At 61.7% G+C, this 16,517-nt stretch carries 14 protein-coding genes and 2 pseudogenes; 12 read left to right on the forward strand and 4 right to left on the reverse strand.

Going from position 1 to position 16,517, the window contains the following annotated elements:
* Positions 1-123 precede the first annotated feature (123 nt).
* From HFO99_RS03770 to HFO99_RS03795, 6 genes and pseudogenes are all read left to right on the forward strand, one after another.
* Positions 124-295: pseudogene (locus HFO99_RS03770) on the forward strand (alpha/beta hydrolase); the annotation flags it as partial.
* A gap of 47 nt (positions 296-342) precedes the next feature.
* Positions 343-2,499: a mechanosensitive ion channel family protein gene (locus tag HFO99_RS03775; protein ID WP_222359370.1), complete on the forward strand. Its 2,157-nt coding sequence runs from the start codon at positions 343-345 to the stop codon at positions 2,497-2,499.
* Between the two features lie 53 nt (positions 2,500-2,552).
* Positions 2,553-2,951 (forward strand): hypothetical protein, encoded by a 399-nt coding sequence (locus HFO99_RS03780; protein ID WP_222359372.1) that lies wholly within the window; start codon positions 2,553-2,555, stop codon positions 2,949-2,951.
* Between the two features lie 103 nt (positions 2,952-3,054).
* Entirely contained in the window at positions 3,055-3,702 is a 648-nt protein-coding gene (locus HFO99_RS03785) for a MarC family protein (RefSeq protein ID WP_222336102.1), read from the forward strand.
* Positions 3,703-4,028: 326 nt separating this feature from the next.
* A complete protein-coding gene (locus HFO99_RS03790; protein ID WP_222336103.1) occupies positions 4,029-4,229 on the forward strand; it encodes a hypothetical protein in 201 nt (66 codons plus the stop codon).
* A 295-nt stretch (positions 4,230-4,524) separates the two neighbouring features.
* Positions 4,525-5,544, forward strand: a complete 1,020-nt coding sequence (locus HFO99_RS03795) for a GlxA family transcriptional regulator (RefSeq protein WP_003540607.1) — start codon at positions 4,525-4,527, stop codon at positions 5,542-5,544.
* Positions 5,545-5,610: 66 nt separating this feature from the next.
* Here HFO99_RS03795 and HFO99_RS03800 read toward each other — a convergent pair whose 3' ends face one another.
* The 4 genes from HFO99_RS03800 to HFO99_RS03815 all read right to left on the reverse strand — a co-directional run bounded on the left by HFO99_RS03800 (position 5,611) and on the right by HFO99_RS03815 (position 8,915).
* Positions 5,611-5,928, reverse strand: a complete 318-nt coding sequence (locus HFO99_RS03800) for a hypothetical protein (RefSeq protein ID WP_222359374.1) — start codon at positions 5,926-5,928, stop codon at positions 5,611-5,613.
* 19 nt (positions 5,929-5,947) lie between these two features.
* On the reverse strand, positions 5,948-6,394 hold the full coding sequence (locus HFO99_RS03805) for a CBS domain-containing protein (protein WP_064250889.1): 447 nt from the start codon (positions 6,392-6,394) through the stop codon (positions 5,948-5,950).
* Between the two features lie 172 nt (positions 6,395-6,566).
* Entirely contained in the window at positions 6,567-7,898 is a 1,332-nt protein-coding gene (locus HFO99_RS03810; RefSeq protein ID WP_011652402.1) for a diguanylate cyclase, read from the reverse strand.
* 186 nt (positions 7,899-8,084) lie between these two features.
* Positions 8,085-8,915 (reverse strand): response regulator, encoded by an 831-nt coding sequence (locus tag HFO99_RS03815; RefSeq protein ID WP_222249839.1) that lies wholly within the window; start codon positions 8,913-8,915, stop codon positions 8,085-8,087.
* A 393-nt stretch (positions 8,916-9,308) separates the two neighbouring features.
* On the opposite strand from HFO99_RS03815, the gene HFO99_RS03820 reads away from it, so the two are divergent.
* The 6 genes and pseudogenes from HFO99_RS03820 to HFO99_RS03845 all read left to right on the forward strand — a co-directional run bounded on the left by HFO99_RS03820 (position 9,309) and on the right by HFO99_RS03845 (position 16,467).
* Entirely contained in the window at positions 9,309-10,313 is a 1,005-nt protein-coding gene (locus HFO99_RS03820; protein WP_222359376.1) for a squalene cyclase, read from the forward strand.
* A 138-nt stretch (positions 10,314-10,451) separates the two neighbouring features.
* The gene (locus tag HFO99_RS03825; RefSeq protein WP_261322981.1) at positions 10,452-10,739 is read left to right on the forward strand and encodes a hypothetical protein; all 288 of its coding nucleotides are present in this window, start codon (positions 10,452-10,454) and stop codon (positions 10,737-10,739) included.
* Positions 10,740-10,846: 107 nt separating this feature from the next.
* Positions 10,847-11,266 (forward strand): FixH family protein, encoded by a 420-nt coding sequence (locus tag HFO99_RS03830; RefSeq protein ID WP_222359380.1) that lies wholly within the window; start codon positions 10,847-10,849, stop codon positions 11,264-11,266.
* Positions 11,263-12,702: pseudogene (locus tag HFO99_RS03835) on the forward strand (efflux RND transporter periplasmic adaptor subunit). The gene HFO99_RS03830 and the pseudogene HFO99_RS03835 overlap by 4 nt, the downstream one beginning before the upstream one ends.
* Positions 12,699-15,869, forward strand: coding sequence for an efflux RND transporter permease subunit (locus HFO99_RS03840; protein ID WP_222359382.1), 3,171 nt, complete (start codon positions 12,699-12,701; stop codon positions 15,867-15,869). Before HFO99_RS03835 ends, HFO99_RS03840 begins: the two are co-directional and overlap by 4 nt.
* A gap of 304 nt (positions 15,870-16,173) precedes the next feature.
* On the forward strand, positions 16,174-16,467 hold the full coding sequence (locus tag HFO99_RS03845; protein ID WP_261322982.1) for a hypothetical protein: 294 nt from the start codon (positions 16,174-16,176) through the stop codon (positions 16,465-16,467).
* The last annotated feature ends 50 nt before the right edge of the window (positions 16,468-16,517 follow it).

Consider the following 16,517-nt stretch of genomic DNA (forward strand, 5'->3'; position numbering starts at 1 on the left):
ACGGGTAAGGCATCTCATCTTCGCATAGTCTCGCCTTAGTGCCGACTTCGACAGCCATAGCGCGCGGCGTCGAGGCCTGCTCAAACTTGACGTGGCTACGAGGAACAGCAGTGAGCACAAGTTGTCGCGATGGCCGATCTCACCAAGGTCAAGGCGGGCGACAGGCTGAACCACGGAAAATTCGCGGAACCGCCTGAGGTCGTGCAGCTCATCGGGGCGCGGTCCTGTGGGTACGCCGCCGAAGGCATCCGAGTGCTCCGCCGCAGGCCGATCGAAGGAGTCGTGCAGGCAATAACGGTTCAGGAACCGGCAAATTGACATTCATAGAGATCAGGATAAACAATGCCCCTACTTTCCAAGATCCGCATGTTTAAACCACTTCTCACGGCGGTTGCCCTGGCTTCCGTTCTCCTTTGTGCGTCGATTGCTGTGGCGCAGAACGTGACGCCTGCGAGCCCACAGCCAGAAAGTGTCCAGCGCTTTATCGGCATGTTCTCGGATCCTGACGTCCAACGCTTCCTGCAGCAGCAGTCGGAAGCAGCCAAGACCGCGGCGGAACCGCCCTTGGAAACCCGGAACGCAGACCCTTCATTCTCGGAATTCACGATGCGATTCCGTGCCCATGCCTCAAGTCTTCTCGGCGCCATCCAGTCTTTTCCCCTGGAGACGATGCGTGGTGCGGCCATACTCGACCAGGACATCCAGGCGAACGGCGGGACGCGGCCGATCTTCCTGGTCGCTGCCTTCGTCGCCGTCGGGCTGGCCGCGCAATGGCTGTTCTGGTGGATCAGCGCCGGCTGGCGCTCATGGATGGCGCGGGCACCCTTTGCCACGGTTCGCGAGAGGATGATCGCACTGGCCGCGAGGCTTCTGTGGGCGGCATGTTACGTCCTTTCCTTCGGCCTCGGCAGCATCGGCTTCTTCCTGATGTTCCAATGGCCGCCTGTTATCAGGGAAATGGTCGTGGGATACCTCTTTGCGATCGTGATCTTCCGTCTGGCGAGCGCTCTTTTCGAGGTGTTTTTGGCACCAAAGGCCGAGGAAGAAAACCGGTTTCGTGTCGTGCCGATCACGAGGGACGCCGCCGGCCATTGGGCAAAACGCCTCGGTTACCTGGTCGGCTGGTATGCCTTTGGCTGGGTGACGATCCGACTGCTCGGCACGCTCGGCTTTTCCGACCCGGCCCGGCAACTCGTGGCCTATTGCCTCGGGCTCGTGCTCCTCGTCATCGGCATCGAAGCCGTCTGGAGACGTCCGTCCCAATTGTCTGCCGGCCAGACCAGCTGGATCGGACTGCGGGCGCGGAACTGGCTCTGGACGGTCTACTTCGCCGGCGTCTGGCTGCTGTGGGTTGTGGGAGCCATGAAGCTGTTTTGGATCGCGGTGGTTTGCGCCGCACTGCCCGGCGCCATCGCCCTCACCAAAGCGTCGGTCGACAATATCCTGCGCTCTTCCACGGACGAAGAGGGCGGCCATAAGAAAGGCACTGTGGTCTCGGTGATCGTGGAGCGCGGCATCAGAGCGGCGCTGATCGTCGGCGCCATCATCCTGCTTGCCGATGCGCTCGATATCAGGCTGACGCAAATGACGATGCAAGATTCGCCGCTTCTACGCCTCGTGCGTGGCCTTCTCAGCGCCGGGATCATTCTGCTTGTCGTCGATCTCGCCTGGAACGTCGTGAAAGTCCTCATCGACCGCAAGCTCGGCGACACCGAAGCCGTCCTCGAAATCGGCAGCGAGCGGGAGCGGCGGCGCACACGTCTCAGAACCCTGCTGCCGATCCTTCGCAATTTCCTCATGATCCTCTTCAGTGCCATCGCGATCATGATGGCACTGTCATCGCTGGGGGTCGAAATCGGTCCGCTGATCGCGGGCGCTGGCGTGGTCGGCGTCGCGATCGGCTTCGGGGCGCAGACTGTCGTCAAGGACGTGATCAGCGGGATGTTCTACCTGCTCGACGACGCCTTCAGAGTGGGCGAATATATCCAAAGCGGCAGCTACAAGGGCACCGTCGAGTCGTTCAGCTTAAGATCCATCAAACTCCGGCACCAGCGCGGCGCGGTCTACATCGTGCCCTTCAGCGAGCTTGGAGCAGTCCAGAATATGAGCCGTGACTGGGCGATCGAGAAGATGACGATCACCATCACCTACGATTCCGACATCGAGAAGGCCCGAAAGATCATCAAGAAGATCGGCCTGGAGCTGTTCGAGGATCCGGAGTTCAAACCGACGACGCTCGAGCCGCTGAAGATGCAGGGGATCGACAGCCTGGGGGACTCTGGCCTGCTCCTGCGCATGAAGGTCATGACCCTTCCCGGCCAGCAGTTCACGCTGAAGCGTCGAGCTCTGCGGATGATCCATGAGGCGTTCAACGAAAACGGCATCAAGCTCGCCGTGCCCACAGTTCAGGTCTCGGGCGGCAAGGACGACGCTGTCGCAGCCGCTGCCCAGCAGACGCTCGCAGCACACAACGCAGCTGCAGCCGCAGACCCGGCCTGAGGGCGGAATCTTCGAGGAAATGAACACACACGAGAGCAATTGGAGGAAATGAAATGAAGATCCTGGTTATCCCTACGCACATGCTGGCGACACTTGCCGTCATCATGACGGTCTGCGCACCCGTCCTCGTTCCTACCACCGCCGAAGCCCGTCGCGGCGTAGCGGCATGCGGCCCGAGAGGCTGCGGTGCTGCGGCCTGCGGACCGCGCGGATGCGCTGCAGTCGGAAGCACCCGTCCCGCCGTCCGGCCGCCCGTCCGGCGCGGCGTCGTGGTCGTCGCCCCTCGCCGCTACTGGCGCCCGGGTACGGCAATCGCCGCAGGTGCTGCCATCGGCTTCGTCGCCGGAGCTGCCGCCGTTTCACTGGCAGGCACGCCGCCGCAGTCCGGTCAATGCTGGTACTACACCTCGCCCGTCAAGACGACGGGCTTCTGGGACGTTTGCCCGCGCTGAGCGATCCGGCAGAAAAACTGCCAGCTCGTTAGGTTCGTCGCCCGCCCTCCCCGAGTGGGGAGGACCTCGATTTCCAGGTCACAAAATTCAGAGGGTACGTTCCATGGATTTCACAGTCATCGATGCCGCACTCGTCGGAAAACTTCTCCTGCTGCTTCTGGTCGGCCTGGGGCCGAAGATCGCCCTGGTGCCTTTTCTGGAGAAGACCCATGCCTTCGATACCGAAACCAAGGCGCGCATCGGCCGCCAGATGGTTTTAGTCGCAGTGGTCACAGCCTTGATCCTTTTTGCCACCGGCGCTCTGCTGATGCGGCTTCTCCATATCACGGGTGGCGCAGTCGCCGTCGCCGGCGGAATCATCCTCGCGCTGATCGCGATCAAAATGGCATCAGGACCAACAGAGAAGCCGCATGACGATATTGCGGCGCCCGTCGATCCCGAAAAGATCGCCGTCTTTCCGCTTGCGGTCCCTTACCTGCTCAATCCTGTCGGCATCACCGTCGTCATCATCGCCTCCGGCGAAGTCGTCTCGATTGCCAGCGCGGCACTCGTCATCGGCCTGATCCTGATCGTCGCTGCGTTGGATTATGTGGTGTTTACCAATATCGACGCGCTCGCCAAGCGCATGAAGCCTGCCAGTCTGATCGTCTCGGAGGTCGTCTTCGGCATTCTGCTGACCGCAGTCGCAGTCCAACTGGTCGTCAGCGGGCTTGGCAATCTTGGCATCATCACCCCGACCGCCGCGCATTAGATGCGGATTTGGGGCCGGCCGGCCCAAAAATCTGAACCCGCATTTAAATCAAAAAATAGCGCCGAAAGCCGCTCGGTTTTCGGCATCGTGCTCAGCGGTGGATTTACTGTCCCCCTGCATGAAAAGCCCGGGGATTAAGGTCGGGAACAGACGACAATGGTGTCGCCACCGACCGCCGGGCGCACCGCGATCATTCAATATCTCTGATGTTATCCATAAGTTCTATTCGTTGGAATGATGAGTTTTCAAAGCCCATATTAGGATCATGGACATGGACGAACCTCCCAATGACGACCATGTCCCTGGCCCAAGAAAGGAACCGGAAAATGACCACGCTCACCTATCGCGGTGGTGGTAAGTCCCTCACCTCCAGCGCAAGCCGCTTCGACCTGGCACATTATGCCCGTAAGCTCGCGCTCGCCTGGACGCGCTGGCAGACGGCCCGCGAAATCGAAGCCATGCCCTTCGACATTCGCAAGGACATCGGCTGGCCGAGCACGGACGACAGCAAACACCGGACCATGTAATGAATGCGACATTCCGCCCAAGATAAGGGGTGGCGTCTGCTATGTGCAACGCCGCCTTTTTCGTCTCTTGCCCCGTGTTTTAGATCTGTTTTCAGCGTTGAATTTCAGCCGTCTATCAGCCCGTCATCTGCCCTATCCGCGGCCATTCCGGTAGTCTGACCGGCCAAATCGCGGGCTATGTCGCATATTTGCTCTTTCCGGCCGCATTTTTCCATGCCAGTGTCGCTTTCAGGACATCGGCGCGACGCATTCCACGCGACGAATGTGTCATCGTCCCTCGAGCATGGATTTCGCTATGAACAGGATGCAGATCAAGAAGCGTTCGGTAGTCTTCTTTATGGTACCGCAATTCACCATGCTGCCCTTTTCGGCGGCCGTGGACACCTTGCGCATCGCCAATCGCATGCTCGGCTATCAGGCCTATACCTGGCGGCTGACCTCCGTCGATGGAGAAAAGGTCTATTCTTCCTGCGGCATCGGCGTCGAGGCCAATTCCTCGCTTGCCGAGGAGCGCCGTCATCTCGGCGGCGAAAACCGGCCGGGCATGGTGCTTGTCTGTTCTGGCATCGATGTCGAGCAGTTCAACAACAAGTCGGTCAATGCCTGGTTGCGTGAATGCTACAATCGCGGCGTCGCCGTCGGCAGCCTCTGTACGGGCGCGCATGTGCTTGCCCAGGCCGGTCTCCTGAACGGCAAGCGCTGCGCCATCCACTGGGAAAACCTGCCGGGCTTTTCGGAAGCCTTTCCGCAGGCGGAGGTCTATGCCGATCTCTACGAGATAGACGGCAATCTCTACACCTGCGCCGGCGGCACCGCCTCGCTCGACATGATGCTCAACCTCGTCGGCGAGGATTTCGGCGAAAGCCTCGTCAACCGCATCTGCGAGCAGCACCTGACCGACCGCGTGCGCAACCCGCACGACCGCCAGCGTCTGCCGCTGCGCGCCCGCCTCGGCGTGCAGAACGCCAAGGTGCTGTCGATCATCGAGCTGATGGAAGGCAATCTCGCCGAGCCGCTGTCACTGATCGAGATCGCTGACGGCGCCGGCCTCTCGCGCCGCCAGATCGAGCGGCTGTTCCGTCAGGAGATGGGCCGCTCGCCGGCCCGCTACTATCTGGAAATCCGCCTCGACCGTGCGCGCCACCTCCTGGTGCAGTCCTCGATGCCCGTCGTCGAGGTTGCCGTCGCCTGCGGCTTCGTCTCAGCCTCGCATTTCTCCAAGTGTTATCGCGAACTCTACCACCGCTCACCGCAGCAGGAGCGCGCCGAGCGCAAGATGACCATGGCGACGGCAAGGCAGGCGGTCGCCGCGTGAGACATTAAGAAAGGTCGTCGCCGCCGGCCACTTGGACCAAGCAACGGTCTAAAGGCAGCAAAAACGTCACTTCGGTTGTTGCTGCCCGGGTAGATCGTCGGGCCGAATGACCGGTGTCTTGCCTTCCTCAGGCGCGGGCTTGCTGAAATCGCTGTCCCCGGTCGGGGGCGGCTTCAGTACACCATTGCAATCGTCCATCTTTTGCGAAAGCGAACTGTCCTTGGCCGCCTTCCCGGCGTCCCCCGTTGCCGACTGATTGTTTTGATCTGCAGGCGATGCAGTGCAACGTTCCGAGTCGGCCGACGGTTGTTCTTTTGTCTGTCCAATAACGTTTGAACTCGAAAATGCGACCATCGCAAAGATCAATGCAGCTTGGATTCGCATTGGCTTTTCCCGTGCCGCTTCAGCCTCTCGCGCCACCGGTCTGGGAATGTGCGCCGCCCGGCCTGGAGATGTGGGAAAGTGCCGATGCTGCGGCACCATCACTGGATGTCACCGCGATGTCTCCAAGCGACAGGATGCCGACGAGCCGCTTGTCGCGATTGACAACCGGCAGGCGACGAATTTGTTGATCGCCGAGGTTCTCAAGCACGTCATTAACATCATCGTCTTCGAAGCAGTATTTCACATCGGCAGTCATCACATCCGCAATCTTGGCATCCGGCCCTTTGCCGCGGGCAACGGCGCGGACGGCAATGTCTCTATCCGTGATCATTCCCACCAGCCGGTCCCGATCGCCAACCGGAACCACACCCGCGTCAATGTCTGCCATCATTTGTGCGGCATCCTGGATTGACTGGTCGGGGCGAGCGACCAGAACGTCGCGCGTCATGGCTTCCCTGACTTGCATGATGAATCCTCCGTTTTTCGGTTGAATCCACTAAACTTGCGGCTCGAGCATTTTGTTCCACGTCGCCATCGTCAACAGGTTTTTGGAAACGAAGCCCAACGCGACGCCACCGGCACCGCCGACGCATTTCAGCTCGCGTTTCGGATAAGCGAGCTGAGAGATGAGGCGCGCGCTATTGCGCCGCCTCCTCCGTCATCTTGGCGTCGGAATAGACCTGGTTGCGGCCCCTATGCTTGGCCATGTAGAGGAACTGGTCGGCGGCGTTGAGGTAATTCTCAAAGGTCTCGTAACCGGCGATCTCGGCGATGCCGATCGAAATTGTGACGCCAAGTTCCTCGTCGTCGGCCGTGACCTTCAGCCGCGAAATGTCCGACCGGATCTCGTCGCAGAGCTTGGTGGCGGCAGCGGAATCCATCTGCGGAAAGAGGATGGCGAATTCCTCGCCCCCGAGCCGCGACAGAAGATTGTCGCTGCCCTCGAAGATCGTAAACAGCCTGTTTGCGACAGCCTTCAGCACCTTGTCGCCGATCTCGTGGCCATAGGTGTCGTTCAGCCTTTTGAAATGGTCGATATCGAGAATGGCGACGGAACTCGGCACCTTCAGCCGCAGGCACTCATTCACCAGCTTCGGGCCGTTGTCGTAGAAATAGCGGCGGTTATAGAGACCAGTCAGGTAATCGCAGGCCGCCGCCGCCCTCAGCTGCCGCATCTGCGCCAGCGTTTCGGCGTTGTTGGCGATGCGGCATTGCAGCTCCTCGGCAACGAAGGGCCGATAGACGAAATCGCTGGCGCCGGCCTTGAGGAAACTCGCCGAAAGCATGCGGTCGTTGGACGAGGAAACGCCGATGACACGCAGCCTGTCCGAACCGAAGCGATGGCGGATGCGCCGCGTCAGCTCATAGCCGCTCATATCGGGCATATGGTGGTCGGTTACGACGAGTTCGATATCGCTGTAGGCCTCGAGCGCCGCCAGCGCCTCGAGCCCGGAATTCGCCTCGACGACGAGATATTGCTGTGCCTTCAGCAGGTCGACGAGCACCTGGCGCGCCGAGACGACGTCGTCGACGACCAGCACCCGCGTCTTGCGGTTGGAGATCGCCCGCCGGACGGTGGCGACCAGATTGTCGAGCGCGAATTCATTGTCCTTCAGCACGTAATCGATGACGTTGCGCTCCATAATCTTGTTGCGCGTGTTGAGATCGAATGTCGCGGTGAAGACGATCGCCGGGATGTCGTGCTCGATCGTGCAGTCGAGCGCTTCACCATAGGGCGAATCCGGCAGGTTGAGGTCGACGACGGCCATGGTGTAGCCGTGACCGTCGTCGGCAAGTTCCTTGCGAAGAGCTTTCAGGGACGGGCAGGATTTGACGGCAAGGCCGAGTTCTGTCTGGAACCGATGACAGAGCACGGCGGAAAACATCCGGGAATCTTCAACCAGAAGTATCTTGAGCCCGCCGGAGCGCAGCCCGATGCCATCTCGCTGGAAATCCGCTTGAAAAGCCACAGCCGCTACTCCCCGATGCGTCCGATGGGCTCGACTCGGCCCGTTCCCCGGCGGGGACGATAACCGAGAGGCGTGTGCGCGTGAAGGGGACAAATAACGGCAACATTACCTGTAATTGCAGAAATCCTGCGACTGTCCCCGATCGTGATATCCGGCCCCCTGGCGATACCGATACTGGAAGAGCCGTCAGGCAACCGCCCGCTCCTTGCGCATCGATTGAATCTGCAGCAGTGTATCGAGGTTCTGGTTGACGCGGCAGTAGAACTCCTCGTCGATGAAGGGACGCAGCATGAAATCATTGCCGCCGGCCTTCAGGAATCGTGCCGAAAGCAGCCGGTTCGAAGAGGAGGAAACGCCGATGATGCGCAGCTCGTGCGAGCCGATATTGGCGCGGATACGCCGCGTCAGCTCGAAGCCGTCGATGTCGGGCATATTGTAGTCGGTGATGACAAGGCCGATATCACGGTTGGCCTTCAGGATTTCCAGCGCCTTGCCGCCGCTCTCGGCGACGCTGACACGGAAATTGTAGCGCTTCAGCCGGCTCGACAGCAGCGCGCGCGCAGTCGCACTATCGTCGACGATCAGCACGTGGTGGCGATGATTGGTGAGGAAGCGGCAGATCGATTCCGCCAGCAGGTCGACGGCGAAGATATTGTCCTTGAGGATATAGTCGACGATATCCTTGGCCATCAGCTTATCGCGCATCTTTTCATGGAAGGTGCCGGTGAAGACGATTGTGGGTATGGAGAGATCGACCAGATATTCGAGCGCTTCGCCATTTTCAGCGCCGGGCAGGTTGATGTTCGAGATCGCCAGCGTGATCGGATCGGCAGACTTGTCGTAGGAAACCTGCAGATCCTCGAAGCTGCGGCAAATCTCGACATCGATGTCGAACAGCTCCTTGAGGCGTTTGCTGATCATCGAGGTGAATACGTTGGAATCTTCCGCGACAAGAATACGCGCACCGGCAAACATTTCCCCGGAATATTGCATCCCCGAAATACCTAGAAACGCCATAGCAAACCTTTGATGTAAAATCTGACCCCGGATCAAGCTGATACATCAATTGATTTGAACAATTATTAATCGTCGCGCCCTGATATAAATGAAGAGCCGGCCCGATGGGGTCGCCTCCAACTTCTTTGCGGATATGATTAAGAAATCAGGCGCGAAGCGCCGCATTCTCGGCATCAACGGGCTCTCGCCGACCGTCGCATTGTGGGTCGACCCGAAGGATTTTGATCTTCAGCTTCGTGCCTTCCCCGGCTAGCGGCCGAACATGGCAAGCGCCAGCGCTTGCCGCGACCGCGTCGGATTTAGACGATTTCTCGCGCACCCCTTCGGCTGGCACCGCTTGGCCGAAGCGATTATAACAAACCATCCACCCCCACCCACCGACAGGTTCGCACCATGATCCAATCCGACTCGGTGATCGAATGGCTTCTCGACTCCGACCCATCGATCCGATGGCAGGTGATGCGCGACCTGCTCGATACCCCGGAGCGGGAGTGGATGGCCGAGCGGGCCAAAGTCGAGACCGAGGGTTGGGGCGCCAGGCTGCTCTCCTGCCAGGACGAAGACGGGCAATGGGCAGGCGGCGCCTTCCTGCCCGCCGGTTTCGACCCGCGCGAGTGGAAGGAGCGTGGCCAGCCGTGGACGGCCACGACCTTCTCGCTGTCGCAATTGCGCGAGTTCGGTCTTGATCCCGCCTGCGGCCGCGCCAGGCGCACCGTCGAACTGGTCGGCGCCAACGCCCGTTGGGAAGAAGGCGGCCAGCCCTATTGGGAAGGCGAAGTCGAGGAGTGCATCAACGGCCGCACCGTTGCCGACGGCGCCTATTTCGGGATCGACGTCTCGCCGATCGTCGACAGGCTGGCCGGCGAGCGTCTCGACGACGGCGGCTGGAACTGCGAGCGGGCTCGCGGCTCTGTCCGCTCGTCTTTCGCCAGCACCATCAACGTGCTGGAAGGTTTGCTGGAATACGAAAGATCGACCGGCGGCACGCATCGGTCTCGAGAGGCGCGCAGGACGGGCGAGGAATTTTTGCTGGCCCGCAACCTCTTCCGCCGCCTCGGCACCGGCGAGCAGGCCGACGTGCGCTTCCTGCGCCTCCTACATCCGAACCGCTGGCGCTACGACATTTTGCGCGCGCTCGATTATTTCCGCTCCAGCGCAATCCTGACCGGAACCGACCCCGATCCGCGCCTCGGCGAGGCAATCGACCACCTTCGTTCCAGACGCTTGCAGGGCGGTAGTTGGCCGCTCGACAACAGGCCTGCGGGTCGGGTGTGGTTCGAGGTCGATGACGGGCAAGGCAAGCCCTCGCGGTGGGTGACGCTCCGGGCGATGCGGGTGCTCAGATGGTGGGATGCCCAGCGCTCAGTCCGTCTCGATGACTGCAACACATCTCCGTGAGCCCGCTTCCAATTCCGGAACCTGCATGCCAGTATCCAGCCCATGATTTTCCGGCGGACCATCCATCGTCTGTTCCTTGCCATCGTTATGCTCGCGATCGTTATCGGTCCGATGAGCATCGGGTTGGCGAGCAGTGCAATGGCGTCTTCTGATCCGGCGATGACCGATGGCATGAGCGGCGCGATGGCCGGCATGCAGATGGCAGAGCAGATGCCGTGCTGCCCCGAACAGCAGCCCGTCAAGCCGGACTGCGCCAAGGGTTGCCCGCTATCCCTGGTCTGCACGACCTCGATCTTCGCCCACGCGCCCGACGTCCACAGCTGGTCATTTGCGATCTCCTGGCTGTCCCATCGCTATGACCTCGTTCTGGCGTCGCAACTGACGCCCGCCCATGTCGAGCCTCCGGCTCGACCTCCGAAAGCCTGATCTCAAGTCATTCCTGAAACACGTCTACGGTTCACGGCGGATGCTTAGCGCATCTTTCAGGGACCTACGAATTTATGACTGAGGATGCGCCCTGAGCGCCTATCCCAATGAGATCAGGTATCATGAACAAGACCGCCTTTTCCGCGGGAGCGATGCTCCTCGCCGGCGTGCTGATTGTCGGTTCCGCCACAGCGTCCTTCGCCGCATCACAAGACTACGAATTCCAGCCGGTTTCGGCCGACGTCAAGCAGGGTCAGGGATCGCCGGTCTCCGTCCGCCTGATCGACAAGCGGACGGGCAAGCCGGTTCCCGACGCCGTCATCTTCACCACCCGCATGGACATGGCTCCCGAGGGCATGGAGATGATGACGACCCCGGTCGAAGCGGCCAGCTCTACGGAACCCGGCGTCTACGCCTTCAAGTCCGACTTCACCATGGCGGGCGGCTGGCGGTTCAAGCTCGCCGCCAAGGTCCAAGGCGAGCTGGACACGGTCGAGGGCGAAGTCGTCCTCAAGGCAGCGCCTTGAACACGCCATTGCGGGTGACAGCCACGCTCTCCCTCGCCGTGTTGGTCGGCGGGGGAGGCTATTGGGCTGGCACGAACAACTTGGCGTCCGTCCTCGGACTCGACCTGGCCGAGAAGGCGCTCGCAACGCCCGCCCCACGCGGCCCCTCCCCGACCGGCGCGGTCATCTACTACCGCCATCCGGACGGCCTCCCGCAGTTCTCGGCGGCACCGAGGAATGCCGCCGACGGACGACCGTTCGTCGCCGTGCATGCGAGCGAGGACGTCAGCTTTGACGGCAATGCGAAGGCATCCGCAGTCGCTGAAGCCCCGCAGCCGGAAACCGAGGCCGCTCCTGCGAAGGGGAATATCCTCTACTACCGCAATCCGATGGGCCTGCCGGACACCTCGAAGGTGCCGAAGAAGGATTCAATGGGCATGGACTACGTTCCTGTCTACGAGGGCGAGCAGTCGGACGCCTCGACCGTCAAGGTCTCGCTCGGCAAGCTGCAGCGCACGGGCGTGAAGACCGCCTCCGCGGAGATGGCCAGCATAAGCCGCAAGATCCAGGTGCCTGGGACCGTCGCCCTGGACGAACGTCTCGTCAGCATCATCTCGATGCGCACGGATTCCTTCGTCGACGACGTCGCCGACGTCACGACGGGCGCCCGCATCGGAAAGGGAGAGAAGCTGTTCCGCTTCTATTCCAAGGAGATCGCCACGGCGGCGTCGTAATACGCCGCCGGCAGGAGCGAAGCGCGCGTCAACGGCGACGCCGGCCCGGCGCTGCGACTGAAGAACCTCGGCGTGCCGCAGGAGGTCGTCGACGATATCGCCCGGACCCGCGAGGTGCCGGCGAGCATGACCTACACCGCCCCGCGCGACGGCGTCGTGCTCGAGCGCTCGGCGACGACCGGGATGATGGCCAAGTCAGGCGACGTGCTGTTCCGCATCGCCGACATCTCCAATGTCTGGGTGATCGCCGACGTCCCCGAATACGATCTGACCTCCGTCCGGATCGGCGCATCGGCCGACGTCGTCGTCCGGAGCCTGCCCGGCAGAACATTCAAGGGCGTGATCGACCTGATCTATCCCGAAGTCGAGACGCAGACGCGGACGACGAAAGTCCGCATCGAGCTTCCCAATCCGGACAGCGTCCTCCTCCCCAACATGTACGCCGAGGTCCGGATCGAGGCCGGTGCGCCAAATCCGGTGGTGGCCGTGCCGAACAGCGCCGTCATCGACACGGGCGACCGCCAGGTCGTGTTCGTCGACAAGGGCGAAGGTCGGTTCGAGCCGAAGGACGTCACGCTCGGCGTCCGCGGCGAAGACAGGACCGAGATCACCAAGGGGATCGCCGCCGGTGACAAGGTGGTCGTGGCCGCCAACTTCCTGCTCGACGCCGAAAGCAATCTCAACTCGGCGCTGAGCGCCATGACTGAGGAGGCCAAGCCATGATCTCGCGTGTCATCGCTTGGTCCGCCCACAACCTCGTGCTAATCTTCGTCGGCGCAGCACTTTCCGTCGCGGGCGGTATCTATGCGTTGCGGTCCCTCCCCCTCGATGCCATCCCCGACCTCTCCGATGTCCAGGTTATCGTCTACACGGAGTTTCCCGGCCAAGCCCCGCAGGTGGTCGAAGACCAGGTCACCTATCCGCTAACTACGTCGATGCTGACCGTTCCAAAGTCAAAGGTCGTGCGCGGCTTCTCCTTCTTCGGGGTCTCATTCGTCTACGTGATCTTCGACGACGGCACCGATCCCTACTGGGCGCGTAGCCGCGCGCTGGAATACCTCAATGCTGCGCAGAGCCGTCTGCCGCAGGGTGTCACGCCGACGCTCGGCCCCGACGCAACGGGCGTTGGCTGGGTCTACCAGTACGCCGTCGTCGCCAAGGAGCTGTCGCTCGCTGAACTTCGGTCGCTGCAGGACTGGGTGGTGCGCTTCGCTGTCTCGAAGTCCGAAGGGGTGTCTGAAGTCGCTAGTGTCGGCGGCTTCGTGAAACAGTATTCTGTCGTCGTCGACCCCGCCCGGCTCAGGGCGCAGGGCATATCACTGAACGGTGTCGCCAACGCCGTCCGCGCTAGTAACACAGATGTCGGCGGCCGTACGGTCGAACTTTCCGAGTTCGAGTTCATGGTGCGTGGTCGCGGCTATCTCAAAGGCATCCCCGACATCGAGAACATCGTCCTGAAGAGTCGGAACGGCGTTCCGCTCAAGATCAGCGACGTTGCCAAGGTGGAGCTGGTTCCGGATGAACGGCGTGGCATCACCGAGCTCAACGGCGAAGGCGAAGTCGCCAGCGGCATCGTCCTGCAGAGGTTCGGGGCAAATGCTCTGACGGTCATCGACAACGCCAAGAAGAGTCTCGATACCATCAAGAGCAGTCTTCCGGCGGGCACGGAGATCGTCCCTGTCTACGACCGCTCGACGCTGATCGAGGCGGCGATCGAGACTCTGAAGGGTACGCTGGTCGAGGAATCCATCGTCGTCGCCCTTGTGACCATCGCCTTCCTTCTGCACGTCCGCAGCGCGCTCGTCGCCATCATCATGCTGCCCGTCGGCATCCTTATGGCCTTCATCGCCATGAAGCTGCTGGGCGTCGGCGCGAACATCATGAGCCTCGGCGGCATCGCCATCGCGATCGGCGCGATGATCGACGCGGCGATCGTCATGATCGAGAACGCCCACAAGCATCTCGAGCGGGCGCCGCCGGACAAGCCTCGGGTGGACATCCTCGTCGAGGCGGCAAGCGAAGTCGGCCCGGCGCTGTTCTTCAGCCTGCTGATCATCACCGTGTCGTTCCTGCCGATCTTCACGCTGGAATCGCAGGAAGGCCGCCTGTTCGGTCCGCTCGCCTTCACCAAGACCTTTGCGATGGCGGCGGCTGCGCTGCTGTCGGTCACGTTAGTGCCGGCGCTGATGATCCTGTTCGTCCGTGGCCGTATCGTCCCCGAGCACAAGAACCCGTTGAACAGGTTCCTGATCTGGATCTACCGCCCCGTCATCTCGGGCGTATTGCGGGTGAAGACGCTGACGATCTTTGCGGCCCTTGCGGTCCTCGTGGTCACCGTCTGGCCCGTGCAGCACATCGGCAGCGAGTTCATGCCCAATCTCGACGAGGGCACGCTGATGTACATGCCGACGACCCTGCCCGGCATCTCCGTCACCAAGGCGGCGGAGCTGATGCAGACGCAGGACCGCATCATCAAGTCCTTTCCCGAGGTCCAGAGCGTCTTCGGCAAGGCCGGCCGTGCTCTCACCGCGACGGATCCTGCTCCGACGGAGATGTTCGAGACGATCATCACCCTGAAGCCGAAATCCGAGTGGCGGCCGGGGGTGACCACCGACAGCCTTAAGCAGGAGATGGACGCCGCTATGCAGTTTCCGCGCGTCGCCAATGCCTGGACGATGCCGATCCGCGCCCGCATCGACATGCTGTCTACCGGGATCAGGACGCCGGTCGGGGTCAAGGTCTATGGCACCGATCTCGGGGAGATGGAGAAAATCGCCCGCCAGATCGAAGGCGTGCTGAAGACGATCCCTGGAACGTCGAGCGCCTATGCGGAACGGGTGATCGGTGGATACTACTTGGACATCGTTCCGGATCGCGTCGCGCTCGGGCGCTATGGGCTGACCATCAACGACATCCAGGACGTCGTCGGCATGGCGCTCGGCTCCGAGGTTGTCACCTCGACCGTCGAAGGCCGCGAACGTTACGGCGTGGCGATCCGCTATCCGCGGGCGTCACGAAGTGATCCGCAATCCATCGCCAGGGATGTGCAGATATCCCTGCCGGGCGGCGGCACCGTTCCTCTCGGCGAAGTCGCGGATGTCAAGCTGACCCGCGGTGCGACCACGATCCGCACGGAAAACGGCCAACTCGCCGTCTACATCTTCGTCGACATCGCCAACCGCGATCTCGGCGGCTATGTGGCGGAAGCCCAGCAGGCCGTCGCCAGGAGCGTGACGATGCCGCCCGGCTATTCCGTCGCCTGGAGCGGCCAGTTCGAATATCTCGAGCGGGCCGAGGCGCGGCTCGCCGTCGTCGTTCCGCTGACGCTGGCGCTGATCTTCCTGCTGCTCTACCTGAACTTCAAGAGGCTGACTGAAACCCTGATCGTCATGCTGTCATTGCCGTTCGCGCTAGTCGGCGGTATCTGGCTGATGTGGTGGATGGGCTTCAACGCATCGGTCGCGGTCGCCGTCGGCTTCATCGCGCTGGCTGGCGTCGCGGCCGAGACGGGGGTGATCATGCTTATCTATCTCGACCACGCGATGAAGGAGCAGCGCGAAGCCTGCGAAAAGGAAGGTCGAGCCTTCTCGAAGCTGGACCTAAACAGGGCGATCATGGTCGGCGCGGTCGAGCGCGTCCGGCCGAAGATGATGACGGTCGTCGCTATCATGGCCGGCCTTGTGCCGATCCTCTGGAGGACCGGGACGGGATCGGAGATCATGCAACGCATCGCCGTGCCGATGATCGGCGGCATGGTGTCGTCGACGCTGCTGACGCTGGTGGTCATCCCGGCGGTCTACGGCATGGTCAAAGGATGGCGGCTGCCGTCGGCATCCCTGTCCGATGCGTCCGTGGAGGAGAGCGACGACAAGCTCGAGGCGGCGGAATGAAAGGAGGATGCAATGATGAACGACATGATGGGCGGCGGCATGATGTGGGGCATGGGGCTGGCGGGTCTTCTCGGACTCATCCTGGTCGTCCTCGTGATCGCCGCGCTGATCAAGTATCTGTTCTACCGCTGAAACTTGCGCCCGCTTCGCGGACAGTCGTTCCACGACATAGGCGTCACGACGCGGCAGACGCCGTCACGGCTTGTGTTCGACGTATTTTAGCGTCATCTTCTCTACTGCCATGAAACGTTGGTCGGCTCGCAAGCTTGTCGCCTTGTTCCTCGCGGTTTTCGTCGCGGTAGGGATGAGCCTGTCCGTCGCTCAGACCGCCGGCATGTCGATGAAGATGGCGGCGGCCTCCGAGATGACCGGTTCGATGCATGACGGCTGCCCGGACTGCCCGGACGGCGGTGACGATGGCATGAAGGCGATGGTGTGCAGCGTCGTTTGCACGACGCCCGTCCTTGCCGTGCTTCCCGAGGGAGCATCCGTTCCGGTCGTCGAACAGCTCGCCTCGTTCCCCATAAGTAACTCGCTCGTCCGTGGCACGAGTGCGCCACCCGATCTCCATCCTCCGCGAACCACCGACATCGGCTGACGTTCCGGCGGTCGCCTGACGCGACCGAGCCGGGCAAGCGAACGCGTATG

The sequence above is a fragment of the Rhizobium leguminosarum genome, assembly GCF_019798305.1.
Taxonomy (GTDB): Bacteria; Pseudomonadota; Alphaproteobacteria; order Rhizobiales; family Rhizobiaceae; genus Rhizobium; species Rhizobium leguminosarum_U.